Origin of the sequence: Streptomyces sp. NPDC006296 (assembly GCF_040613235.1) — a bacterium.
Lineage (GTDB): Bacteria > Actinomycetota > Actinomycetes > Streptomycetales > Streptomycetaceae > Streptomyces.
Genome location: NZ_JBEXRT010000004.1, coordinates 200,215 through 221,099 on the forward strand (window position 1 = coordinate 200,215; position 20,885 = coordinate 221,099).

The window sequence follows — 20,885 nt, forward strand, 5'->3', positions numbered from 1 at the left end:
ACGGCACCGCCGAGGGACGAGGGCGGGCTGAGCGGGGGTCCCGGTGGCCGCGTCACGGTCGGGGTTTCCTGCCGTCCGTCACCTTCTCCACCCGGTAGTAGGCGGCGACGCACGAGGCGGGCCAGGGCCGCTTGCCCTTGTTCCCGAACGGCTCCGACATCTTGCTGACGACGAGCGGTGTGTAGGGCAGGACGGTCTCCCCCGCCGCGGCGCGCTCCCTGAGCAGGCGGTCCTGTCGGTCCCACGCCTCGGCGCGCACCCGCATGTCCCCTTCCAGGGCGCGCAGGGGGACGGCGAGCACGGCGGCGAGGCCCGCGCAGGCGAGCACCGCGCCCACGGCCACCGGCCGCACGCCCTGGCGGTACCGCCGGGCAGCCAGGTTGCCCAGGAGACCGCCGGCGCCGGTGAGCAGGAGGAGGGCCAGGAAGAGGAAGTCGTTCCACAGCCGGTTGGCGGTCGCGACCGAGGCGCCGAAAGCCGGGTAGGCGATCACCGTGCACACGTATCCGGAGAGCAGCAGGACGGCCGCCCCCAGGGCGAGGATCAGCGGGGCCCTGCGGTCGGGGCGCGGAACACCGCCGTCCGTACGGCGGACGAGGACGCCGAGCAGCACCCCCACAGCGATCACACCGAAGTACTCCCAGTGCGTCGTCAGGGTGTGGACGACGTGCGCGTAGCCCCGCAGTGAGGCTGCCAGCGATTCGGGCGCGAACATGGCGTCGGCGTGGTGCCGTGAGCGCCGGTTGCGCGAGCCGGGCGAGGTGAGCAGCAGCGCCGTGCCGGCCAGGATGCCCACCGCGGCGGCGGCGCACCAGGTCCGTACGAAGGGGAGCCGTCCTGCCGTGAAGAGCCGGCGGCCCAGCAGCAGGGCCGGGGCGAGGAGGGCCAGGGCGACGACGGAGGTCTCCTCCGACAGGGTGCCCAGGACGGCTCCGAGGACGAACGCCGAGGCGACCGCGGCGGCCCTGCCCCGGCGTGAGGTGGCCAGCAGCGCGGGGACGGTGGCGGCTGCCGCGAGGACGGGCGGGAAGGTGTGGGAGACCGAGGAGGCGGGCCAGAAGAAGGTCTTGTAGGTGTTCGTGGACGCGAAGCAGAAGACGGCCAGGAGCATGCCGGCGGAGAAGAGCGGAACGCCCCGGGGCAGCTTCCACCGGGCGTGCCGCAGCAGCGCTCCCGCCCAGGCCCACAGCAGCGCCAGCATGACGACCGCGCTGACGCCCGCGTACCACTGCTGGCCCGCGACGCCGTACGCGGCGTAGGAGCCGACGAGCACGCCGTTGGCGACGCGGCCGTTGTCCGTGGACCAGAACTGGTCCACCAGGGCCAGGAATCCCTCGTCGCGCACGAGGGGCAGGAAGCACCACTCGTCACCGCTCGGGCGCACCCGGCGGGCGAACCACGAGGCGCCCGCGAAGAGGGACAGCGGAAGGAGCGGCAGCAGTGCCGTGCCGGCGGTGACGAGGCGGGGACCGGCCGGACCCGCCGCGCTCCGGGGGGCGCGGACCTCCGTACCGGCCCGGTCGGCGACCCGCGCGGTGCGTCTCCCGCCGTCCGAGCGGGCGGTACTAACCGAGGGTGGGGTTGTCCGGTTGCGCCTCGGCAGCAGGGTCCGGGGCCATGCCCGCGGTGTCCGTCCGCCGCCGCCCGGAGTTGATGGCCCAGCGGGCGAGGAGGAAGGAGACAGGGGTGACGAGGACTCCGGCGACGAGTGCGGCGACATTCTTGTCCATTCCGAGCCGGCTGACGGCCGTGTAGAGGAGCGCGCCGGAGGCGACGAGGTTGAATCCGCTGGACACCGGATAGCGGATGAACCCCCGCCAGGTCGGACGGGTCCGGCAGGTGAGGTAGGAGTTCAGCAGGAAGGACCCGACGACGCTGACCGCGTATCCGAGCACGTGCGCCACGAGGTACGGGATCCACGGGTTGAGGGCGGCGTACAGGCCCAGGTAGACGGCGGTGTTGACGAAGCCGATCGCCACGAACGTCATGAACTGCCGCGGTGTCCTGGGAGGTTCCGCGGACCGGCCGGCCGGTCCGCGGTGCACCGGCTGGGGCACCGGGGCGGGGCGTTCGTCGGTCTCGCGCACCACGAAGGGCGGGCGGCGTTTGACCTCGTGGTAGATGCGGCCGACGTACTCGCCGATGATCCCCAGGGTGATCAGCTGGATCCCGCCGATGCCCACGACGACCATGAGGAGCGTCGCGTAGCCGGGGACGACCGCCCCGTGCAGGGCCACGTCGAAGCCCACCCATGCCGCGTAGACGACCGCGGCCAGCAGGCACCAGAATCCCGCGTAGACGGCGAGTCGCAGGGGCCGGTCGTTGAAGGACAGCAGCCCGTCGATGCCGTAGTTGAGCAGCCGGCGGCTTCCCCACTTCGAACTTCCGGCGATCCGGGGCGCGTTGCGGTAGGTGAAGGTGGCCGTGCTGAAACCGATCCAGGAGAAGATGCCCTTGGAGAACCGGTTGGTCTCCGGCAGCGACAGCACCGTGTCCACCGCCTGGCGGGACAGCAGTCTGAAGTCCCCGGCGCCGTCCAGGACCTCCACGTCCATGAGATGGCGGACCACGGCGTAGTAGCCGCGGCTCAACGCGGTGCGTGCCGCGCCCTCCCCCTCACGGTCCCTCCGGGGGATCACCTGGTCGTACCCCCGGCGGTGGAGTTCGAGCATCCGCGGGATGAGTTCCGGCGGGTGCTGCAGGTCCGCGTCCATGAGGACCACCGCCTCGCCCCGGGACATCCGCAGGCCGGCGAGCATGGCGGCCTCCTTGCCGAAGTTCCGGCTGAGCGCGGTGTACCTGACCCGCCGGTCGGAGACGCAGAGCCGGCCGATGATGTCCAGGGTCCGGTCGGTACTGCCGTCGTCCACGTAGCAGATCTCGTAGTCGAGGCCGGACGGGCCGAGGACGTCGTCGACCGATGAGGAGAACTTCTCGATGACGGCCGCTTCGTTGAAGCACGGAACGACCAACGAGAGCTGAGGAGCCACCGGACCAAGCCTCCTGACCGGACGCGCCCGAGCGCGCTGCCGACCACCGCGCGGACATGGGGGCGCGCCCCCGTGCGACGCGGAGCGCGTTCCAGGGCATTCCACCCGCATCCACCGGCCGGAGGAGGTCTGCACACTCCGAGTCGTCCGCGGGCGACCCGATTGGTCGTCGGGCGGTCCGGTGACACCGGGCCGGGCTGCCGCGTCCGGACGCGGACGGCGGCCGGGTGGGCACCGCACGCGTTCAGGATGTGTACAGGTGGGAGCTGGCAACGTCCCCCGGCATGACGTACGAGACAGAGCGGTCCCCCGCCACCGAAGGCGGCACGGGCCGGACACGCTGGAACAAGGTCCCCGAGATCACCGCCTTCTTCTGGGTGATCAAAGTGCTGTGCACCACGGTCGGCGAGACCGCGGCGGACTTCCTCGACGGCCGGTTGGGCATGGGGCTGACCGGCACCTCCCTGGTGATGGGCGCCCTCCTGGTCGTGGCCCTGGCCGCGCAGCTGGGCGCCGTCGCCTACCGGCCCGGCCTCTACTGGCTGGTCGTCGTGCTGGTCAGCATCGTGGGCACGCTGATCACCGACAACCTCACGGACAACCTGGGGGTTCCGCTGCAGACCACGACCGCCGTGTTCGCGGTGGCGCTGGCGGTCGCATTCGGCCTCTGGTTCACGACCGAGGGGACGCTGTCCATCCACCGCGTGGACTCGGTGCGCCGCGAGGCGTTCTACTGGGCCGCGGTGCTGCTCACCTTCGCGCTGGGAACGGCCGTCGGTGACCTGGTCGCCGAACAGCTCGCCCTGGGCTACCGGGTGGCGGCGCTGCTGTTCGGCCTGGTGATCGCGGTGGTCGCCGTGGCGCACCGCGCCATGGGGCTGAGCGCGGTGCTGAGCTTCTGGACGGTCTACGTCCTCACCCGGCCCCTGGGCGCGTCGATCGGCGACTACCTGTCGCAGCCGGCCGGCGAGGGCGGACTGGGCCTCGGCACGGTGGTCACGAGTGCGCTGTTCCTCCTGGTGATCCTCGCCCTGGTGGTGTTCCTGGCCGTGTCGCGGCGCGATGCCCCGGAGCGGGGGGAGGTCATCCGGCCGGAAGCGTGACGACGAAGCGGGCCCCGGAGCCGGCCCGTGGGTCGTGGCGCACGTCCCCGTCGGCCGAACGGGCGAGGCGCCGTGCGAGGGGCAGCCCCAGACCGGCTCCGTCGTGCCCGTCGTCCGGGTCTGCGCGCCGCCCCGGACGGAACAGGTCGGGGACGAAGGACGGGGGTACGCCCGGGCCGTCGTCGGTCACCTCGATGACCACGCTCCCGTTCCGCCCGTGGGCCGCGATCCGGACGCGGGAGCGCGCGTGGCGCAGGGCGTTGTCGAGCAGCGGACCCACCGTCCGTTCGAGCAGGCCGGCCGGCACCCCCGCCGTCACCCCCCGGTCCGTGGCCACGAGGTCGATCAGGCCGGGATCGGGACAGCGCGCCACGAGGCGGAGCAGTGCGGGCACCACCTCCGCGGTGCCGGGGAGCGCGGCGGCGGTGCCGCGCGCGTCGTCCAGCAGCGTGTCGCAGATCGTCCGCATCGACTGCGCGGCGTCGGCGACGGCGGCACGGACGAGCTCCGTCTCGGCGACGGTACGCGGCCGGCCGTGCCACCAGTCGAGTTCGGCGATGATCCGGGCGAGCGGGTTGCGGAGTTCGTGGGACAGCTCCCTGGTCAGCTGCTGCTCGTGGCGCAGTCCGGCCCGGATGCGGTCCAGCAGGGCGTCCAGCGAGGCGCCCAGCCGGGCGAGTTCGGCCGGACGCGTGCGGTGGCCGAAGCGGTCGTCGGCGGCCTGCACGCTCCATGTCGTCGCCTGGTCGGTCATGTCCTGGACGGGACGCAGCGCGCGGCCCACCGCGAGGCGGGTCAGGACGTAGGTGCAGGCGAGCATCGCCGCGTCCAGGGCGAGGGACGCGTACAGGACGGTGTCCACGGAGCGGCGGTAGGGGGTGAGGTCGAGTGCGGTGACCACGGTGGCCGGGGTGTCCCCGCGGCCGGGGACGGGCCGGGTGCACAGCCGTACCGGTTTCTCGCCCTCCCGGGTGAGGCAGCGGCGACCGCCGCCGGCGGCGAGGGCGTCGGCGGCGGTCAGTGGCCCCCCTGCGGCGCCGGGAGGTGCCTCGATCCGACGGGACCCGGCGTAGATCCACACATCGGCGTCGAGCAGGTCGTCGTGCGGGACCTCCACCACACGGGCCGCGGGGCCCGTGGTGTCCACGGTCGCGGCCACGGTGGCGGCCCGGGTGTGCAGGTGGTCGTCGGCCTGCTGCTGCAGCCGCCGGCTGACGAGACCGTCGAAGGCCACGGTCAGGGCGAGCACCAGGAGCGTCGCGGTGGTGACGGCGACCAGGGCGAGCCGCCCCCGCAGGGTGCGGGGGCGGGGCAGGCGCCGGAGGACGCTCATGAGAGCCGGTGGCCCGTTCCGCGGCTCGTCGTGACCGTCAGGGTGCTGCCCGCCGTGCGGAGTTTGCGGCGCAGGCGGCTCAGGTACTGGTCGAGCGTGTTGTCGGTGACCTGTGCCCCTTCGGGCCAGCCGGCCCGGACCAGTTCCCGGCGCCGTACGAGGCTCCCGGCCGAGGCCGCGAGTGCTGCCAGCAGCCGGAATTCCGTGGGGGTGAGGCCGACGGGCCGTCCGGCGACGGTGCAGGTGAAGCGCACCGGGTCGAGCACCAGGTCTCCCGCCACGGCCGGAGCCTGCGGGCCCGCGCGCCGCAGGGTCACCCGCAGGCGGGCGGCGAGTTCGGCGAGGTGGAAGGGCTTGGCCAGGTAGTCGTCGCCGCCCGCGGAGAAGCCGGTGAGCCGGTCGGTGATCGTGTGGTGGGCGGTGAGGAAGACGACGGGGACGGCACAGCCGTTGGCCCGCAGCGCCTGGCAGACGTCCCGGCCGTCCGCGTCCGGCAGCCCGACGTCCAGGACGACCGCGTCGAACCCCTCGGCCGCCAGGCGCAGGGCGCCCGCTCCGTCCCGGGCCGGCACCACGTCGAAGCCCTCGTCCCGCAGGCCGCGCAGGAGCACGTCGCGCAGCGCGTGGTCGTCCTCGACCACAAGGACGCGGCGCCCTGTCACCGCGCCGTCCTCCGCGGACCCGCGGCACCCGGGCGGAGCGGGGGTGCCGCGGGGGTGACCGCGTGCCGCCCGGCGGTGGCGGTCACCGGGAGGGCCACGAGGACGGCCACGGCGGGAGGAACACCGCCGCGGCGCCCGGGGCGGCGCAGGCCGTCGGCAGCACCCGGCCATCGGGGAGTTCCGCCACGCGCGGAGTCGCGGCGGGGTCGGTCACGGCCATCGGCGGACTGCCTCTCACTGGATGCGGCAGGGGCGGTCGGAGACGACCGGCCGACTACAGACACGTAGACGGTCTACTGCACTGTAGACGATCGAGGGGCGATAGGGACGAGGAGCGCGGTGCACCAGGGAAGCACCGGCCGCGGTCCGTCCCGGCCCACACACCCGGCGGCGCTCCCGGTGCCCGGGAAGGGTACGGATCGCCGGCGCCCGCCGTACGCCTCCCCCCTCGCGGTCACGGGGCCGGCGAACGGGACGGCCGGAGGTCGTAGCCCCCTACGCCCCCGCACGGGGACAGCCGGTGCGCACGGTGACGCGGGCCACGGCGCGCTCCCGGCCGGGGGGCGGGCGCCCCACCGCACCGCGCCGGGGAGTCGAGCCCAGCAGCCGCGAGCCGGGCCGGCGGAGGCGCCGGGGGGCGCGGAGTGCGGGCCGCCCGGACCGGTGGGGACCCCGTGCGCCGGAAGACGGACCGGGCCGGCCGCTGATGCGGCCGACCCGGTTCGCTCGAACGCCGAGGGTCAGATGCGGCTCATGGAGGCCATGGCGTAGAGGAGTTCCAGGACCGCCTTCTGATCGCCCTGGTGCGCGGCGGCCACCTTGCGCGGCGGCAGGTGCCCGGCCGCGAGCCGGCAGAACTCGACTTCCTCCAGCACCACGTGGCTGACGCAGTTCTCGGGTCCGGCCGGCCCCTCGGCGCCGTCGAGCGGCAGGTACCAGTCGCCTCCGCTCTCGCCCTCGATCTGCAGCCGCAGGCTCCGTCCCTGCGCGCCCGGCTGGGTGACGGGCAGCGGCGGCGAGGCGAGACCCGCCTGGCGACGGGCGGCGAGGATCGCCGGGAGCATCTCGACGGCCACCGAGATGAGGGTGCGCAGGTGGTCCGGTACCGGCGGCATGTAGGGGTAGTCCACCGCGTCGGCGATGTCCGTGGCGTGGATCCAGGTCTCGAAGGCCCGGTCGAGCATGGCCAGGCGCAGCGGCAGGACCGCCTCGCCGTAGGGCACGCCCATGTCGGCCACGCCGGCGTTGCCGAAGGAGACGGTGCGGATCAGCTCGTAGGTCTGGTCCCGCCACGTCTGCCGGATCGAGCCGGCCGGGTCGCCGGTGCCCGGGTCCGCGTCGTCGGACCCCGACGGCTCCGGCTGCTTCGCCGACGCGTCCATCTGTTCCCACAGCGCCTCGGTGCGGGCCAGCGGGTCGTTCGTGCCGTCGGCGGGCGGCAGCATCGGGTCGGGGAGCCCCAGCGTCTTCGCCACCGTGCCGTCGACCGCGAGGAGGTGACCGAGGACACCGTTCACGGACGTGTCACGGGTGGCGCTGTTCTCCCCCTCGAACCACTCCAGCTGGACCGGCGCCTTCCATTCCTGGCTGCTCAGGTCGGCCAGGAGGGTGTCCAGTCGCGCCGTCTCCGCGTCGTAGGGCTGCGCGTAGTCGGGCACCGACACCTCCGGCTGCCTGGCGCTCAGGCAGGCGCCGAGCACCTCGGCGCGCAGGGTCGGGGCGAGGTCGAGGTCGAGGTGCGGGTGCAGCAGACCGACGGCACCGCGCAGCCGCTCGGCCTCGTCGGAGCACTCGGGGCAGACGGAGAGGTGCTTGTCGAGCTGTGCGGCCTCTTCGGCCGAGCATGCCTGCAGGGCCCAGGCACCCAGCATTCTCTGGACCTGGGCGTGTTCGTCGGCAGGACTGTTCATCGTCCGTCCCTTCCGGCACCGTCGGCGGCATCGGCCACCGAGCGCAGGGTCTGCCTGAGCTGGCAGAGCACTTCCTCATGGGTGATGCCCAGCTCTGTGGCCGCTTGGCGGTAGTCCTTGTTCTCGGCGTGGGCGAGATGGAGCGTCGCCCGGGTGCGGGAACTCATGGTGGCGAGCGAGTCGTCCACCTCGACCGGGGCCGACGGCTTCGCGCCGCCTCTGCCCGCGCGTCCGGCGACGCAGTCGCACGTCGTCATCGCCAGCCAGGTCTTCAGCCGGTAGCGCGCCGGGTCGTAGGCCTCCGGATGCTGCCAGAGGCTGACGAACACGGCGGTCACGACCTCCTGGACCGCCTTCTCCTCACCGACCAGCCGTGCCGCCACGGCGTGGACGAGCGCCGCGTGCCGGTCGTAGAGCTCACCGAGAGCGGCGGCCTCGCCGCGGACGATGCGGATGTGGGTCCTGCGCTCCCATTGCACGACCTCGTCTGATGCAACGGTCATGACCCTCCCTCTTCTTACTCTGCGTACTGCTTCCGCCACCCTACCGACGTACCAGGTGACAGCGGCGGGTCCTTGCACACACTGCGTTCCGCTTCCCACCTCGCCGCCCTCCGCGCCCGCCGGGATCCGGGCGGCACGCGTGACCGGATGACGCCCGGATGCCGCCCGATTGCAACGGCGATGCCTAGCAGGCTAGTTGATGAACGGTAAATTTCCTGGGTCCGGTGCCGAAGGTCAGCCTTCCGTGCACGCACCGGTGCGGCGCCGGCCGGCCGCCGGGGACCCGGACCGGTCCCCGCCCGCGGAGCGGGCCGAGGGGAGCGGGCGCGTGCGGGAGGGCCCCGGCGGTCCCTCCGAGCTGCGGATCCGGGTGCCGCGCGGGCCCCTACACTGGGAACCTTCGGGCCCGACCGCACGGCCCCACGCCGGACGGGAGAACGATGGTGGCAGCAGGGGGCTCCGACGATCCGCCCGCCGAGGTGCTGGCGGACGCGGCTGCGGCGTTCGGACTGCTGGCCTCGCCGCCGCGCCTGCACATCGTGTGGGCCCTGGCGGAGGGCGAGAGCGATGTGAGCGGGCTCGCCCAGCGCGTGGGCGGAGCCCTGCCCGCGGTCAGCCAGCACCTGACGAAGCTGAAGCTCGCCGGTCTCGTACGCTCCCGGCGGGAGGGGCGGCGGCAGGTCTACTTCGTCGACGACGCCGACGTGGTGACGGTGGTGCGGCTCATGATCGGCCAGCTGACCGACCGGGCCTCCCACACCTCGGTCCCCCGCCTCCGTGACCTCGGTGCCTGAGACCGCAGCGGTCTGCGGTACCGGTTCCGCGGGTCCCGGGGAGCGGTGGGCCCAGCGGCCCGCGGGCCCGGACCTCCCACCGGACGGCGCGCCCGCGCCCTGGCCCGAGCTCACCTCGCTCCAGGTACTGCGGCAGCTGGACAGCGGGCCCCGCGGGCTCGTCGAGGCGGAGGCCGCCGAGCGCCTCGCCCGCTCCGGCGGGAACACGGTGCCCTCCTGGAGCACCGCCTCCTGGCCGCGCCGCCTCGCCGGGAGCCTGCGGGACCCCTTCACCGCGGTCCTGCTCTGCCTCGGACTGGTGTCGGCCACCGTGGCGGCCTGGGGCACCGCGAGCGTCATCCTCTCCCTGGTGGTCCTCAGCTGCGCCCTGCGCGCCGGCGGTGAACGCCGGGCCGACCGGTCCGTGGCCGCGCTCCGGAAGCTGGTGGCGACCACGGCGACCGTGCTGCGGCGCCCGGCCCGGGACGCGGCACCCCGGTCACGGGAGATCCCGGTCGACGAGCTGGTGCCGGGCGACGTGATCCGCCTCGGCCCCGGCGACCTGGTCCCCGCCGATGTGCGGCTCCTGCGCGCGAGCGGCCTCTCGGTGCACCAGGCGCCGCTGACGGGCGAGTCGGCTCCGGTGGCCAAGTACGCCGTCGACGCGCCGGAGCCGCGCGGCGGTCTGTTCGACCGGCCGCAGCTGTGCTTCCAGGGCAGCAGCGTGGCGACGGGCAGCGGCACGGCCGTGGTCGTCGCGACCGGACCGGACACCCGGTTCGCCGCCACCCGGAGCGGCCCCGGCCGGCGCGTGCCCAGTGCCTTCGACCGGTCGGTGCACGGGATCTCCTGGGTCCTCATCCGCTTCATGCTGCTGACCCCGCCCCTCGTGCTCATGGCCAACGCGGCACTGCGCGGCAGGGGGTTCGAGACGCTGCCGTTCGCGGTGGCGGTCGCCGTCGGGCTCACCCCCGAGATGCTGCCGGTGATCGTCACCACCGCCCTGGCCCGCGGGGCGTCCCTCCTGGCCCGCGACCACCGCGTCATCGTCAGACGGCTCCCCGCACTGCACGATCTCGGCGCGGTCGACGTGCTGTGCCTCGACAAGACGGGCACCCTCACCCAGGACCGGCCGGTCGTGCACCACGCGCTGGACGTGCGGGGCCGTCCGGACCCCGAGGTGCTGCGCTGGGCCGGCGTCAACGCCTGGTGGACGCTCCAGCTCGCCGACCTTCCGGTCCCGGACGCCCTGGACGAGGCGGTCCTGGACGCCGTCGAGGGGGACGAACCGCCGGAGTACGAGGGTGTGGCCGCGCTGCCCTTCGATCCGGTGCGGCGCCTCTCCACCGCGGTCGTGCGCCGCCCCGGCCGGCCCGGGGTCCACACCCTGGTCGTCAAGGGGTCCCCGGAGGACGTCGTCGAGCGCTGCGCGCTCGACGAGGACGAGCGGGCCCGGCTCCTCGCGCTGGCCGCCGCGGAAGCGGCGAGCGGACTGCGCGTCCTCGCCGTGGCCACCGCCGAGCGGCACGCGCGCAACCGCGCCTACACCCCGGCCGACGAACGCGGCCTGACCCTGATCGGCTTCGTCGCCCTGCGCGACGCCCTCGCCCCGACCGCGGCGGACGCCCTGGAGGTCCTCGCCGACCGGGGTGTCACCGTCAAGATCCTCACCGGCGACCACCCGGGCACCGCGGCCCGCGCCTGCCGGGACCTCGGGCTCGATCCCGGCACCGTCCTCGCCGCCGACACCGTCGACGGCCTGACGGACGGCGAGCTCGCGGTGCTCGCCCGCCGCACCACCGTCTTCGCGCGCTGCGCTCCCGAGCACAAGGCCCGGATCATCTCCGTGCTGCGCGACGACGGGCACACCACCGGCTTCCTCGGCGACGGCGTCAACGACCTGCCCGCACTCCACTCGGCCGACGTCGGCATCTGTCCGCGCGGCGCGGTGGACGTCGCCCGGGAGAGCGCCGACGTGGTCCTGGCGGACAAGGACCTCACGGCCATCGCCCACGCCATCACCTCCGGACGGCACAGCAGCGTCAACATCGCGACCTACCTGCGCATCACGCTCTCCTCCAACCTCGGCAACGTCATCGCGATGCTCGCGACCGGCCTGATGCTGCCGTTCCTCCCGATGCTGCCGGCGCAGATCCTGGTCCAGAACCTGTGCTTCGACGCCGCTCAGCTCGCCTTCGCCTTCGAGCGGCTGCGCCCCGCCGCACTCCGCGCGCCGACGGTGCTCCAGCCCCGCCGCTTCCTCCGCTTCATCACCGGCTTCGGGCTGCTGGGGGCCGCCGCCGACCTGGCGACCTTCGGTGTCCTCGCGCTCGCCCTGCACGACGCGGCCGGCTCCGGCCAGGCCGCCTTCCACTCCGGATGGTTCACCGAGAACCTGCTCACCCAGGCACTGGTGATGCTGCTGCTGCGCACCGGCCGCCGCACCGCCGAGGGCGCCACGAGCCCGGTCCGCTGGGCCGCCGCCGGCCTGGCCGTCATCGGTATCCTGCTGCCGCTCTCACCGCTCGGACCGATGCTGGGCATGACCGCGCTGCCCGCCCTGTACTACCCGCTGCTGGCCACGGTCCTCGCCCTGTACACCGTCGCCCTGGTGGTCGCCCGGTCCCGGCACGACAGGTCGGGCACGGGGCGTTAGGACGGACCGGACGGCACCGGACCGCACCCGCCTCGCCCCCCCCTCACACCCGGCGCCCCGGCGTCTCAGGCCCGTTCCGGGGAGCGGGCCGTGCGGCGCCGCGACCGGCGGGAGCTTGGGCATCGGTGTACGGCGCCAGGACCGGCGGGTGCCCGCATACGGCGCCAGGCCCCTCGGGCACCCGGTCCGGGACCGGGTCCGCATCACCCGGTCCGGGACCTGGCCCCCGCACCAGCCCGATCCGGATCAGCCGTAGGACAGGGCCGCGCACAGGTCCTCGTCCGCGGTGCGCGCGCCGTCGGCGACCTCGGCCGGCACCTCCGAGGGGACCGGGGCCGCGGTCGCACCGGATCCGGGCGCCCGGTCGGCGTAGGACTGCCCGAGTACGACGTCCAGACCGCCGCCGTCGGCGGGGCGGAGCTCACCGGTGCCGAGGAGCCGGGCGAGCGTCCGCGCCTCCGCCTTCCGGCCCGAGCCGTACTCGATCACGGTGGTGAGGTGGTCCTGGCTGCTCGCCGTCGCCGTGCCGGTGACGGTGACGCCCGCGGCCTCCAGGGCGGCCGCCGCACGCGCGGCGAGTCCGGTGACCGCGGTGCCGTTGTGGACGGTGGCGGAGATGTCCTCGGCGGGGACCTGCGCGTCGGTGTCCTTCGGCGATCCCGTGTCCGGGGAGGCGTCGTCCTTCGCGTCGCCGCCGCCGGAGCCCGCGTCCTGGCCGTCGAGGGTGCGGTCGGCCTTCAGCGCCGCCCACAGCGCCCCGGCGTCCGGCTCGACGATCGCGACGCGGGCGCCCTCGTAGCGCCAGGGGAGAGTGACGAACCTGGTGTCCTCCAGGTCGATGTCCTTCAGCGACATCGCGAAGGAGACCAGTTTGTCGGCCGAACCGAGGCCGGGGTCGACGGTCATCGACGTGGTCGCCGCGTCGGCGAGCGGCAGGAGTTTCGTGGGGGTGAGCCCGTCGCTCTTCACCTTCTTGATCAGGCTGCCCACGAAGGCCTGCTGCCGCTTGATGCGCCCTATGTCGGAACCGTCACCGATGCCGTGCCGGATGCGCACGTAGTCCAGGGCCTGCTGACCGGAGACGTTCTGCACCCCCTGGGCGAAGAGCCGCTTCCCCCGGGTGGCGCGGCCCGGGTTCAGATCCTGCTGGTAGATGTCCTGCGGCACGCAGACCTCGACACCGCCGACGACGTCCGTCAGCGCCGAGAAGCCCTTGAAGTCGACGACCACGGTGTGGTCCACGCGCAGACCGGTGAGGTGCTCGACGGTGTTCTGGGTGCAGGCGGGATTGCCCTCGGCCGTACTGCCCACGGTGTAGGCCTCGTTGAACATGGCCTGGCGCCTGGTCCCGGTCCAGCTGCCGTCGGGCAGCTTGCACGGCGGGATGTCGAGCAGGGTGTCGCGGGGGATGGACACCGCGACCGCGTGCCGGCGGTCGGCGTAGACGTGCAGCAGGAACGCGGTGTCGGAGCGGCCGATGTCGTTGCTGTCCCCGCCGCCCAGTTCGCTGTTCCCGCCGGTCCTGGCGTCCGAACCGATGACCAGGACGTTCTGGCCGCCCGAGGCGGCGGCCGGCCGGTCGTCGGAGATCCCGTCGGCACCGAAGGTGTCGATACCGCCGTTGAGCTTGAGGTACACCCAGCCCGCACCGGCCGTCACGAGCACCAGCAGCGACAGCGCCGCGGCGAGGAGGATCCGTATCCGGGTGCGCCCGGGCCGCCGGCCCGGGGCATCGGCCCTGGCACTCCGGCGGGCGGTCGCCGCCGCCCGGTGACTTCCTGTCATCTGCGCACCCTCGTTCGTCCGGATCCGGCGAGGGGACGACTGGACCCACCCCGGACTTGTACAGTTGCGCAATCTAGCAATCTTTGAAGTGTGCTTCGCACCACCGGGTGCGCGCACCGGCAACAGCGAGAGAGAGGACGGGGTGGACATGCTCCGCAACGGACTGGAACCCTGGCACCTACTGATCCTGGCGATCGTGGTCATCATGCTCTTCGGCTCGAAGAAGCTGCCGGACTCCGCACGCGCACTGGGTCAGTCGCTGCGGATCCTCAAGAGCGAGACGAAGGCCATGAAGGAGGACGGCGCGACACCCGGCACCGGGCCCGCACCCGCCGAGCCGCTCACCCCCAGGCCCGCACCGGTCGCCCACCCGGCCGGGCCGGAGGACGGCGTACGAGTCTCCTGAACCCACCCCCGCGGACGTGTCAGGGACTGGCCGCGTCGAAGCCGTAGCGCAGCGACCCGTCCCGGACCCGCGCCTCGCGGCGGTAGAGGTAGAGCGCGTCGACCCGCACCCCCGACGACGGCTCGTCCATCTCGCAGGGGCAGGTCACCTGGACCACCCCGGGCCGGTCGGCGACCCTCACCCGCAGCCCGTCAGCGGGCCCTCCGTCGAGCACTGCGACCTCCCACATCGTCATACCGTCTCCCGTCATGCATCACACTTTAATAGTTGCGCACATCGTGAACTATCGTGAAGTCGGTCACCCGGGTGTGACGGCCCCGGAGTCCCGCACCCCGCCCGCCGGTTCGAGCACCCTCCCACTCCCGGGGCGTGCGCGATTCGTTCCGGAAGCCTCCCGGTGCCGGCACCCTCGCCGCTCCGAGGGCGGCGCGGAGGCCCCGGGGATCAGGTGGCGTCGGGGTCCACGGGCGGGCGCCCGGCCGCCGGACCGTCCTCACCCTTGACCAGGGAGACCGCGTCCGCCCCGGACCGGGAGCCGGGGGCCGTTCCACCCTCGGCCGCGCGGCGCAGGGCGCCCACGGCCTCGTCCAGCTCGGGCCGCGGATCCAGCGCTTTCCGGATCTCTTCCAGCCCCGCGCCGTCACCGTCCAGGACGTGCTTGCGCACGAAGGTCCGGGGGTTCAGGTCCTCGAACTCGAAGTCCTCGAACTCCGGCCCCAGCCCGTCACGGACCTCCTGCTTCGCGTTCTCCGAGAACTCCCGGAACTTCCGCACCACCGCGGACACGGTCCTGATCGCCTCGGGCAGCTTGTCCGGCCCGTACAGGACGAGGGCGAGGACCACCAGCGTGGCCAGTTCCAGCACACCCACATCGGAGAACACGCCGCCACCTTCCGGGCCGCCGGGGTCCGCCCGGCGCCAGGGGGCACGGCACGGGGAGATCCACAGTTACGAAGTTGCGCAATCATGGAACCATAAGTGGACGTCAGGCGTTGGACCCGATGACGACGCCAACCACAGCGACACAATGGAGGAACTCTCGTGGGAGTCAGCCTGGCCAAGGGCGGAAACGTATCGCTCAGCAAGGAGGCCCCCGGCCTCACCGCCGTGACGGTCGGACTCGGCTGGGACGTGCGCACCACGACCGGCGCCGATCACGACCTCGACGCCAGCGCCCTGCTGTGCACCGAGGCCGGCAAGGTGGTCTCGGACCAGCACTTCGTCTTCTACAACAACCTGAACAGCCCGGACGGTTCGGTCCAGCACACCGGCGACAACCTCACCGGTGAGGGCGAGGGCGACGACGAGTCCATCAACGTGGAGCTGGCGTCGGTGCCCGCCGAGGTCGCGAAGATCGTCTTCCCGGTGTCCATCCACGACGCGTCGGCGCGCGGCCAGAGCTTCGGCCAGGTGCGCAACGCCTTCATCCGCGTGGTCAACCGCTCCGACAACAACGAGCTGGCCCGCTACGACCTGAGCGAGGACGCCTCGACCGAGACCGCGATGGTCTTCGGCGAGCTCTACCGCCACGGCAGCGAGTGGAAGTTCCGCGCGGTGGGCCAGGGGTACGCCTCCGGCCTGGCGGGCATCGCCGCGGACTTCGGCGTCAACATCTGACGTAGGGCACGGACAGCGGCAGAGGCGGGCCCGGGGCACTCCCCCGGGCCCGCCTCCGGCGTTTCCGGCCACGGGACGCGCCGGCGGCCAGAGGCACCGGGTAGCCGGACGCGGGCGTGGACGCGCCGGGTGCCGGGTGCCGGGTGGCTCGGACGCACGGTGCCCGACGCGGGCGCACGCAGGGTGGACGCACGCGCCGGTCGCACCGGCGGGCCCGGTCAGCGGGCGGACCCGTCGGCCTCTCCGGCGCCGCGCGGCGGGCTCGGTGGTCGGCGCGGCGATCCCGGCGGCGCCCGCGGCGGACTCGGCGGAGAGACCGCACCGGGGCCCGCCCGGTCCGGCGATGCCCGCCACCCGGCTCACGGTCCGGCCCGGCCGGCGCGAAGGATCAGCCCCGCGTCCGTACAGGGGGCGGCGCGTGTGCATGGGCATGGATGAGATCCTTCCACCTGACGTCCTGTCACCCGACGAAGGGAATGCCGGTATGAGCGCATCACAGGAGAGCCAGATCCGCCTCGGGCGGCGCACCGTCGTCACGGCGGGTGCGGCGGGGCTGGCCGTCGCTCTCACCGCGTGCGGGGCCGGGGCGGAGGACGCCGGCGGTTCCGGTTCGACCGAACCGGCCGGGCAGGGTGACGGCGCGCCCCTCACCGCGACCTCCGACGTCCCGGAGGGCGGAGGAGTGGTCTTCGCCGACCAGGAGGTCGTGGTGACCCAGCCGAAGCCCGGTGAGTTCAAGGCGTTCTCCTCGAAGTGCACCCATCAGGGCTGTGCGGTGAAGGGCGTCTCCGGGGGCGTCATCACCTGCCCGTGCCACAACAGCACGTTCGACGCGGCGACCGGCGAGGTGACCGGTGGCCCGGCGCCCCGACCGCTGCCGGAGAAGAAGATCCGGGTGGAGGGCGGGTCCATCACCCTGGTGTGAGGGGGCGGACCGGCGGGGTGCGAGGCTCCCGGGCCGGGGTGCGGAACGGCCGGCCCGCGGCGCGCAAGGCCTCCACAGCCGCCCTGATCGACGGCCGCCGGTCCGCGTCCACGCGCCACATCGCGTGGACATGGCGTCGCATCGGCTCCCGGACGGGCACCAGGCGCACCCCGTCCGGGACCGGCCCGCGCCCCAGCCGGGGCGCCACGCAGACACCGAACCCGGCTGCGATGAGGGCGAGTCGGGTGTGGTGTTCGCCGGCCAGATGGGCGATCCGGGGCTCGATCCCCTGGGAGCGCAGGGTGAAGGTCAGCCAGTCGTGGCAGAACTCGCCCTCCGGCCAGGACACCCAGTCGTCGTCGGCGAAGTCCTCCAGGCCGACCTCGGTCCGGTCCGCCAGCACGTGATCCGCCGGCATGGCGATGTCCGTTGCGTCGTCCAGGAGTTCGGTCCTGGCCAGTCCCGCGGGGAGCGGCAGGCGCTTGTTGCTCCAGTCGAGCACCACGGCGAGGTCGACGTCACCCCGGAGCAGCGCCCTGATCCCGTCCTCCGGCTCCAGCTCCGTCGTACGCAGCCCGAGACCGGGGTGCTCCGAGCGCAGCGTGGTGAGGGCTGCGGGGAACAGGCCGCGCGCGGCCGTCGGGAAGGCGGCCAGCCGCACCTCGCCCACCACCTGGCCGCGCTGGGCCTCGATGTCGGACCGGGCGAACTCCACCTGCGAGAGGATCGTCGCCGCGTGGTCGGCGAGCAGCCGGCCGGCGTCGGTGAGGCGGATCCCCCGCCCGTTCCTGGCCAGGAGCCGCTGCCCCACCTCGCGTTCCAGCTTGGCCAACTGCTGGGAGACGGCCGAGGTGGTGACGCGGAGCCCTTCGGCCGCTCCGACCACCGAACCGTGCCGGGCGAGGGCGTCGAGCGTCCGCAGGCGCTCCAGATTCAACACGTGAGCGATGCTACGACACCCGGTCGGCCGCCTCCCGCGTTCGCTCCGGCACCTCGGCCGTGCACCCCGCCGCACACGGTCGGAGGCGGTTCGCACCGGCCCGGTCAGCCCTGTCCGCCGGGGCGGACCGGTGCCACCGCCGCCGCGACCGCGTCCGCCAGGGGCTCGATGTCCGCGGCGGACAGCGTCGAGACGGTCAGCCGCACCCCCTGCGGCGAGGCGATCCGGAAGCGCGCTCCGGGGGCCACCGCCCAGCCGGCGTGCAGCAGTCTGGCGACGGCACCGGTCTCGTCGCCCACGGGCACCCACACGTTCATCCCGGTCCGCCCGTACGCCTCGGTACCCCGCTCCGCCAAGGCCCGGACGAGGGCGTCCCGGCGCTCCCCGTAGGAACGGGCGACGGCCGGCGTGTCGACGGCGCCCGTCGCCCACAGGTGCGCGACGGTCCGCTGGAGCAGTCCGCTGACCCAGCCGGGGCCCAGCTGCTGACGCCCCGTCACCCGGTCCACGGTCAGCGCGTCCCCGGTGAGCACGGCGAGCCGCAGATCGGGCCCGTACGCCTTGGACACGGACCGCACGAAGGCCCAGCGGTCCGTCACCCCGGCGAGGGGATGGACCGGCAGGTCGACGATGGCGTGGCCGTGGTCGTCCTCGATCAGCAGCACCCCGGGGTGCTCCGCGAGGACGGACCGCAGCTCCCCGGCCCGACCGCTCCCCACCGACGCACCGGTCGGGTTCTGCGCCCGGCCGGTGACGACGAAGGCCCTGGCCCCGGCCCGCAGGGCCCGTTCCACCTCTCCGGGCAGCGGGCCCTCCTCGTCCAGCGCCACCGGGACGACGCGCATGCCGAGGGCCGGGACGAGGTCCAGCAGGGCCCCCCACCCCGGGTCCTCGACGGCCACCGCGTCCCCCGGCTTGAGGTGGGCGGCGAGCACCCGCTCGATGGCGTCGAGCGACCCGGAGGTGACGGCCACCGGCCCGCCGGGCACGCCGTCGGCGTCCAGCTCCGCCCGCGCGATCTCCGCGAGGCGGGGGTCGACCGTCTCGTCGCCGTACAGGCGGGGCCGCCGGCCGTACGCCGCCGCGGCCCCCGCCAGGGCCTCGCCGAGAGCGGGGAGGAGGGCGGTGTCGGGATTGCCGTCCCCCAGGTCGCGCACGCCCGCCGGGGCCTCCACCCGGAGCGACCCGCGTGCCGTGCTCGCCGGACGCGGCCGCACCCGGCTCCCCCGCCGCCCCGCCGTCTCGATCACCCCGCGATCGCGCAGGGACCGGTACGCGGCGGCCACCGTATGGGGATTGACACCCAGCGTGGCCGCCAACTCCCGCATGGGCGGCAGCACATGACCGGGCGCGAGATCGCCCGAACCGACCCCGCGCTCCACACTCGCAGCGATCTCCGATGCGCGCCGCCCGATGATCCGATACTCTCCTAGCACAAACAGGATTATGCACTAGCGCAATGGAGAACGCAATGCCGGACACGGACACGGACACGCCCGACCGCACCGGGCTTCCCGGGGCCACCGCCTACGAGCCGACGGAGCGCACGGTCCCGACCCGCGCCAGGGAGCGCGCCTCGTACGACAGGGAGACGGTGCACGGGATACTCGACGCGGCCTACCTGTGCCACCTCGGTTTCGTCCGCGACGGCGCACCGGTCGTCCTGCCCACCCTGTTCGGCCGGATCGGCGACCGGCTGTACGTCCACGGCTCGACCGGATCGCGTCCGCTGCGCACCGCCGGCGCGACGGACCCGGGCCTCGCCGTCTGCCTGACCGTGACGCACGTGGACGGCCTGGTGCTGGCCCGGTCCGCCTTCCACCACTCGATCAACTACCGCTCCGTCGTGGTGCACGGCACCGCCCGGGCGGTGACCGATCCGCAGGAGCGGCGCGTCGCGCTCGACGCCATCGTCGACCAGGTGGTGGCGGGCAGGTCCGCGGACTCGCGCCCGGCGGACGCCAAGGAGCTCGCCGCGACCGCGGTGATCCGCCTGGACCTCGACGAGGTCTCCGCCAAGATCCGCACGGGCGGCCCGAACGACGACCCGGAGGACCTGGCCCTGCCGCACTGGGCGGGCGTGGTCCCCGTCGCGCGGACCTACGGGGCACCCCTGCCGTCCGAGGACCTGGACCCCGCCGTCCCGGTGCCGGAGTACCTCACCGCCCTCCGCGACGGGGCCGCGCCCGCCGCTCCCTGATCCAGAGGGAGGAGGAGGGGACGACCGGCAGGACCGGGACCCTACGGCGCGGCCGGAGGCCCCGACCGGTCACCCCCGGCACCCGCGGGCTCCCGGGAGTCGGCCGCACCCACCGCGGCCACCCCAGGGCCCGAGGCCACCGGCCCCGACGCGGGCCTGGGGGCGGACGACTGCGCGATGAAGGCACCGATCAGCACGACCCCGCCGCCGGCCAGCTGGGGCGCGGAGAGGTGCTCGCCCAGGAGCACCCAGGCGAGCACCGTCGCGACGACCGCCTCCAGACAGGCGACGACACCGGCGACCTGCGGCGAGAGCAGACGCACCGACACCACACCGGTCGCGTAGGCCAGCACCGTCGCCATCAGCACGATCCAGCCGAGCAACAGCCACGCGGGCACGTCGTGCCCGTTCATGCCGGCGCTCCCGCCGAGGACCGCCCAGTCCATGACCCAGGGGCGGGCCACCGCGGTGAGCACGGCCGCGCCCACCAGCAGCCCGTACGCGATCACCCCCACGGGGTGCGGGGGCCCGGTGTCCGCCGTGTCCCCGTGACCGGCGCCCTGGTCCGACAGGACGAAGTAGCCCACCTGGCAGCACGCGGCACCGAGCGCGAGCAGCAGCCCGACCGCGTCGAAGCGCAGCCCGGCCCACACCTCGACGACGCAGGCGAGCCCGCCGACCGCGAGGACCACGCCGACGGCGGCGGCCCGGGTGACGGGCCGCCGCTGCACGAAGCGCACCCAGCCGAGGACCAGTGCGGGCGCCAGGTACTCGATCAGGAGGGCGACACCGACCGGGATGCGCGAGATCGAGGCGAAGTAGAAGGCCTGGACACCCGCGACGGCGAAGAGACCGAAGCCGGCCAGCAGCACCGGCCTCTCCCGCACCAGGCTCCGGTGCCGCCAGGCGACCGGCAGCATCACGAGAGCGGCACCGGTCACCCGCAGCCACACCACGTGCAACGGATCCAGGCCCGCCTCGATCAGCGGCTTGGCCGCGACCCCTGAACCACCGAATGCGAAGGCCGAGGCAAGGGCCAGGCCCAGACCGGCACTTCTCCCCTGAGACGCGTGCATCGGCAC

At 74.0% G+C, this 20,885-nt stretch carries 19 protein-coding genes; 7 read left to right on the plus strand and 12 right to left on the minus strand.

What is annotated here, in order from left to right; genetic code table 11:
* Positions 1-52 precede the first annotated feature (52 nt).
* Together ABZ172_RS04625 and ABZ172_RS04630 are read right to left on the minus strand one after the other, a co-directional pair.
* Positions 53-1,384, minus strand: a complete 1,332-nt coding sequence (locus ABZ172_RS04625; protein ID WP_356880146.1) for a DUF6056 family protein — start codon at positions 1,382-1,384, stop codon at positions 53-55.
* Between the two features lie 181 nt (positions 1,385-1,565).
* Positions 1,566-2,990: a glycosyltransferase gene (locus tag ABZ172_RS04630; RefSeq protein WP_356880148.1), complete on the minus strand. Its 1,425-nt coding sequence runs from the start codon at positions 2,988-2,990 to the stop codon at positions 1,566-1,568.
* A 284-nt stretch (positions 2,991-3,274) separates the two neighbouring features.
* On the opposite strand from ABZ172_RS04630, the gene ABZ172_RS04635 reads away from it, so the two are divergent.
* Positions 3,275-4,093: a hypothetical protein gene (locus ABZ172_RS04635; RefSeq protein WP_356880150.1), complete on the plus strand. Its 819-nt coding sequence runs from the start codon at positions 3,275-3,277 to the stop codon at positions 4,091-4,093.
* On the opposite strand, the gene ABZ172_RS04640 is transcribed toward ABZ172_RS04635, so the two are convergent.
* From ABZ172_RS04640 to ABZ172_RS04655, 4 genes are all read right to left on the minus strand, one after another.
* Positions 4,074-5,426 (minus strand): HAMP domain-containing sensor histidine kinase, encoded by a 1,353-nt coding sequence (locus tag ABZ172_RS04640; protein WP_356880152.1) that lies wholly within the window; start codon positions 5,424-5,426, stop codon positions 4,074-4,076. The two genes, ABZ172_RS04635 and ABZ172_RS04640, sit on opposite strands and share 20 nt — an antisense overlap.
* Entirely contained in the window at positions 5,423-6,088 is a 666-nt protein-coding gene (locus tag ABZ172_RS04645) for a response regulator transcription factor (protein ID WP_356880154.1), read from the minus strand. Before ABZ172_RS04645 ends, ABZ172_RS04640 begins: the two co-directional genes overlap by 4 nt.
* A 740-nt stretch (positions 6,089-6,828) precedes the next feature.
* A complete protein-coding gene (locus ABZ172_RS04650; RefSeq protein WP_356880156.1) occupies positions 6,829-7,998 on the minus strand; it encodes a zf-HC2 domain-containing protein in 1,170 nt (389 codons plus the stop codon).
* Complete coding sequence (locus tag ABZ172_RS04655; protein ID WP_356880158.1) at positions 7,995-8,501, minus strand: sigma factor; 507 nt, start codon at positions 8,499-8,501, stop codon at positions 7,995-7,997. The genes ABZ172_RS04650 and ABZ172_RS04655 overlap by 4 nt, the downstream gene beginning before the upstream one ends.
* Before the next feature lie 440 nt (positions 8,502-8,941).
* Between ABZ172_RS04655 and ABZ172_RS04660 the strand changes: the two genes are divergently transcribed.
* Positions 8,942-9,295 (plus strand): metalloregulator ArsR/SmtB family transcription factor, encoded by a 354-nt coding sequence (locus ABZ172_RS04660; protein WP_356880160.1) that lies wholly within the window; start codon positions 8,942-8,944, stop codon positions 9,293-9,295.
* Positions 9,279-11,930, plus strand: a complete 2,652-nt coding sequence (mgtA, locus tag ABZ172_RS04665) for a magnesium-translocating P-type ATPase (RefSeq protein WP_356880162.1) — start codon at positions 9,279-9,281, stop codon at positions 11,928-11,930. The genes ABZ172_RS04660 and mgtA overlap by 17 nt, the downstream gene beginning before the upstream one ends.
* A gap of 246 nt (positions 11,931-12,176) precedes the next feature.
* Here mgtA and ABZ172_RS04670 read toward each other — a convergent pair whose 3' ends face one another.
* Positions 12,177-13,715, minus strand: a complete 1,539-nt coding sequence (locus tag ABZ172_RS04670; RefSeq protein ID WP_356880164.1) for an LCP family protein — start codon at positions 13,713-13,715, stop codon at positions 12,177-12,179.
* A 148-nt stretch (positions 13,716-13,863) separates the two neighbouring features.
* On the opposite strand from ABZ172_RS04670, the gene tatA reads away from it, so the two are divergent.
* Entirely contained in the window at positions 13,864-14,121 is a 258-nt protein-coding gene (gene tatA / locus ABZ172_RS04675) for a Sec-independent protein translocase subunit TatA (RefSeq protein ID WP_356880166.1), read from the plus strand.
* Between the two features lie 19 nt (positions 14,122-14,140).
* On the opposite strand, the gene ABZ172_RS04680 is transcribed toward tatA, so the two are convergent.
* Both ABZ172_RS04680 and ABZ172_RS04685 read right to left on the minus strand, forming a co-directional pair.
* Positions 14,141-14,371 carry a hypothetical protein gene (locus tag ABZ172_RS04680; protein ID WP_356880168.1) on the minus strand — a complete coding sequence of 77 codons (231 nt, stop codon included), beginning with the start codon at positions 14,369-14,371 and terminating at the stop codon, positions 14,141-14,143.
* Positions 14,372-14,565: 194 nt separating this feature from the next.
* On the minus strand, positions 14,566-15,003 hold the full coding sequence (locus ABZ172_RS04685; RefSeq protein WP_356880171.1) for a sec-independent translocase: 438 nt from the start codon (positions 15,001-15,003) through the stop codon (positions 14,566-14,568).
* 159 nt (positions 15,004-15,162) lie between these two features.
* Here ABZ172_RS04685 and ABZ172_RS04690 point away from each other — a divergent pair, with 159 nt between their 5' ends.
* On the plus strand, positions 15,163-15,738 hold the full coding sequence (locus ABZ172_RS04690) for a TerD family protein (protein ID WP_356880173.1): 576 nt from the start codon (positions 15,163-15,165) through the stop codon (positions 15,736-15,738).
* Positions 15,739-16,222: 484 nt separating this feature from the next.
* The gene (locus ABZ172_RS04695) at positions 16,223-16,663 is read left to right on the plus strand and encodes a Rieske (2Fe-2S) protein (RefSeq protein ID WP_356880175.1); all 441 of its coding nucleotides are present in this window, start codon (positions 16,223-16,225) and stop codon (positions 16,661-16,663) included.
* On the opposite strand, the gene ABZ172_RS04700 is transcribed toward ABZ172_RS04695, so the two are convergent.
* Positions 16,650-17,603 carry a LysR family transcriptional regulator gene (locus ABZ172_RS04700; RefSeq protein ID WP_356880177.1) on the minus strand — a complete coding sequence of 318 codons (954 nt, stop codon included), beginning with the start codon at positions 17,601-17,603 and terminating at the stop codon, positions 16,650-16,652. The two genes, ABZ172_RS04695 and ABZ172_RS04700, sit on opposite strands and share 14 nt — an antisense overlap.
* Positions 17,604-17,707: 104 nt before the next feature.
* Positions 17,708-19,039 (minus strand): aminotransferase class I/II-fold pyridoxal phosphate-dependent enzyme, encoded by a 1,332-nt coding sequence (locus ABZ172_RS04705; RefSeq protein ID WP_356880179.1) that lies wholly within the window; start codon positions 19,037-19,039, stop codon positions 17,708-17,710.
* A 35-nt stretch (positions 19,040-19,074) separates the two neighbouring features.
* On the opposite strand from ABZ172_RS04705, the gene ABZ172_RS04710 reads away from it, so the two are divergent.
* A complete protein-coding gene (locus ABZ172_RS04710; RefSeq protein WP_356880181.1) occupies positions 19,075-19,803 on the plus strand; it encodes a pyridoxamine 5'-phosphate oxidase family protein in 729 nt (242 codons plus the stop codon).
* Positions 19,804-19,844: 41 nt separating this feature from the next.
* On the opposite strand, the gene ABZ172_RS04715 is transcribed toward ABZ172_RS04710, so the two are convergent.
* Complete coding sequence (locus ABZ172_RS04715) at positions 19,845-20,879, minus strand: EamA family transporter (RefSeq protein ID WP_356880183.1); 1,035 nt, start codon at positions 20,877-20,879, stop codon at positions 19,845-19,847.
* Between the last annotated feature and the right edge of the window lie 6 nt (positions 20,880-20,885).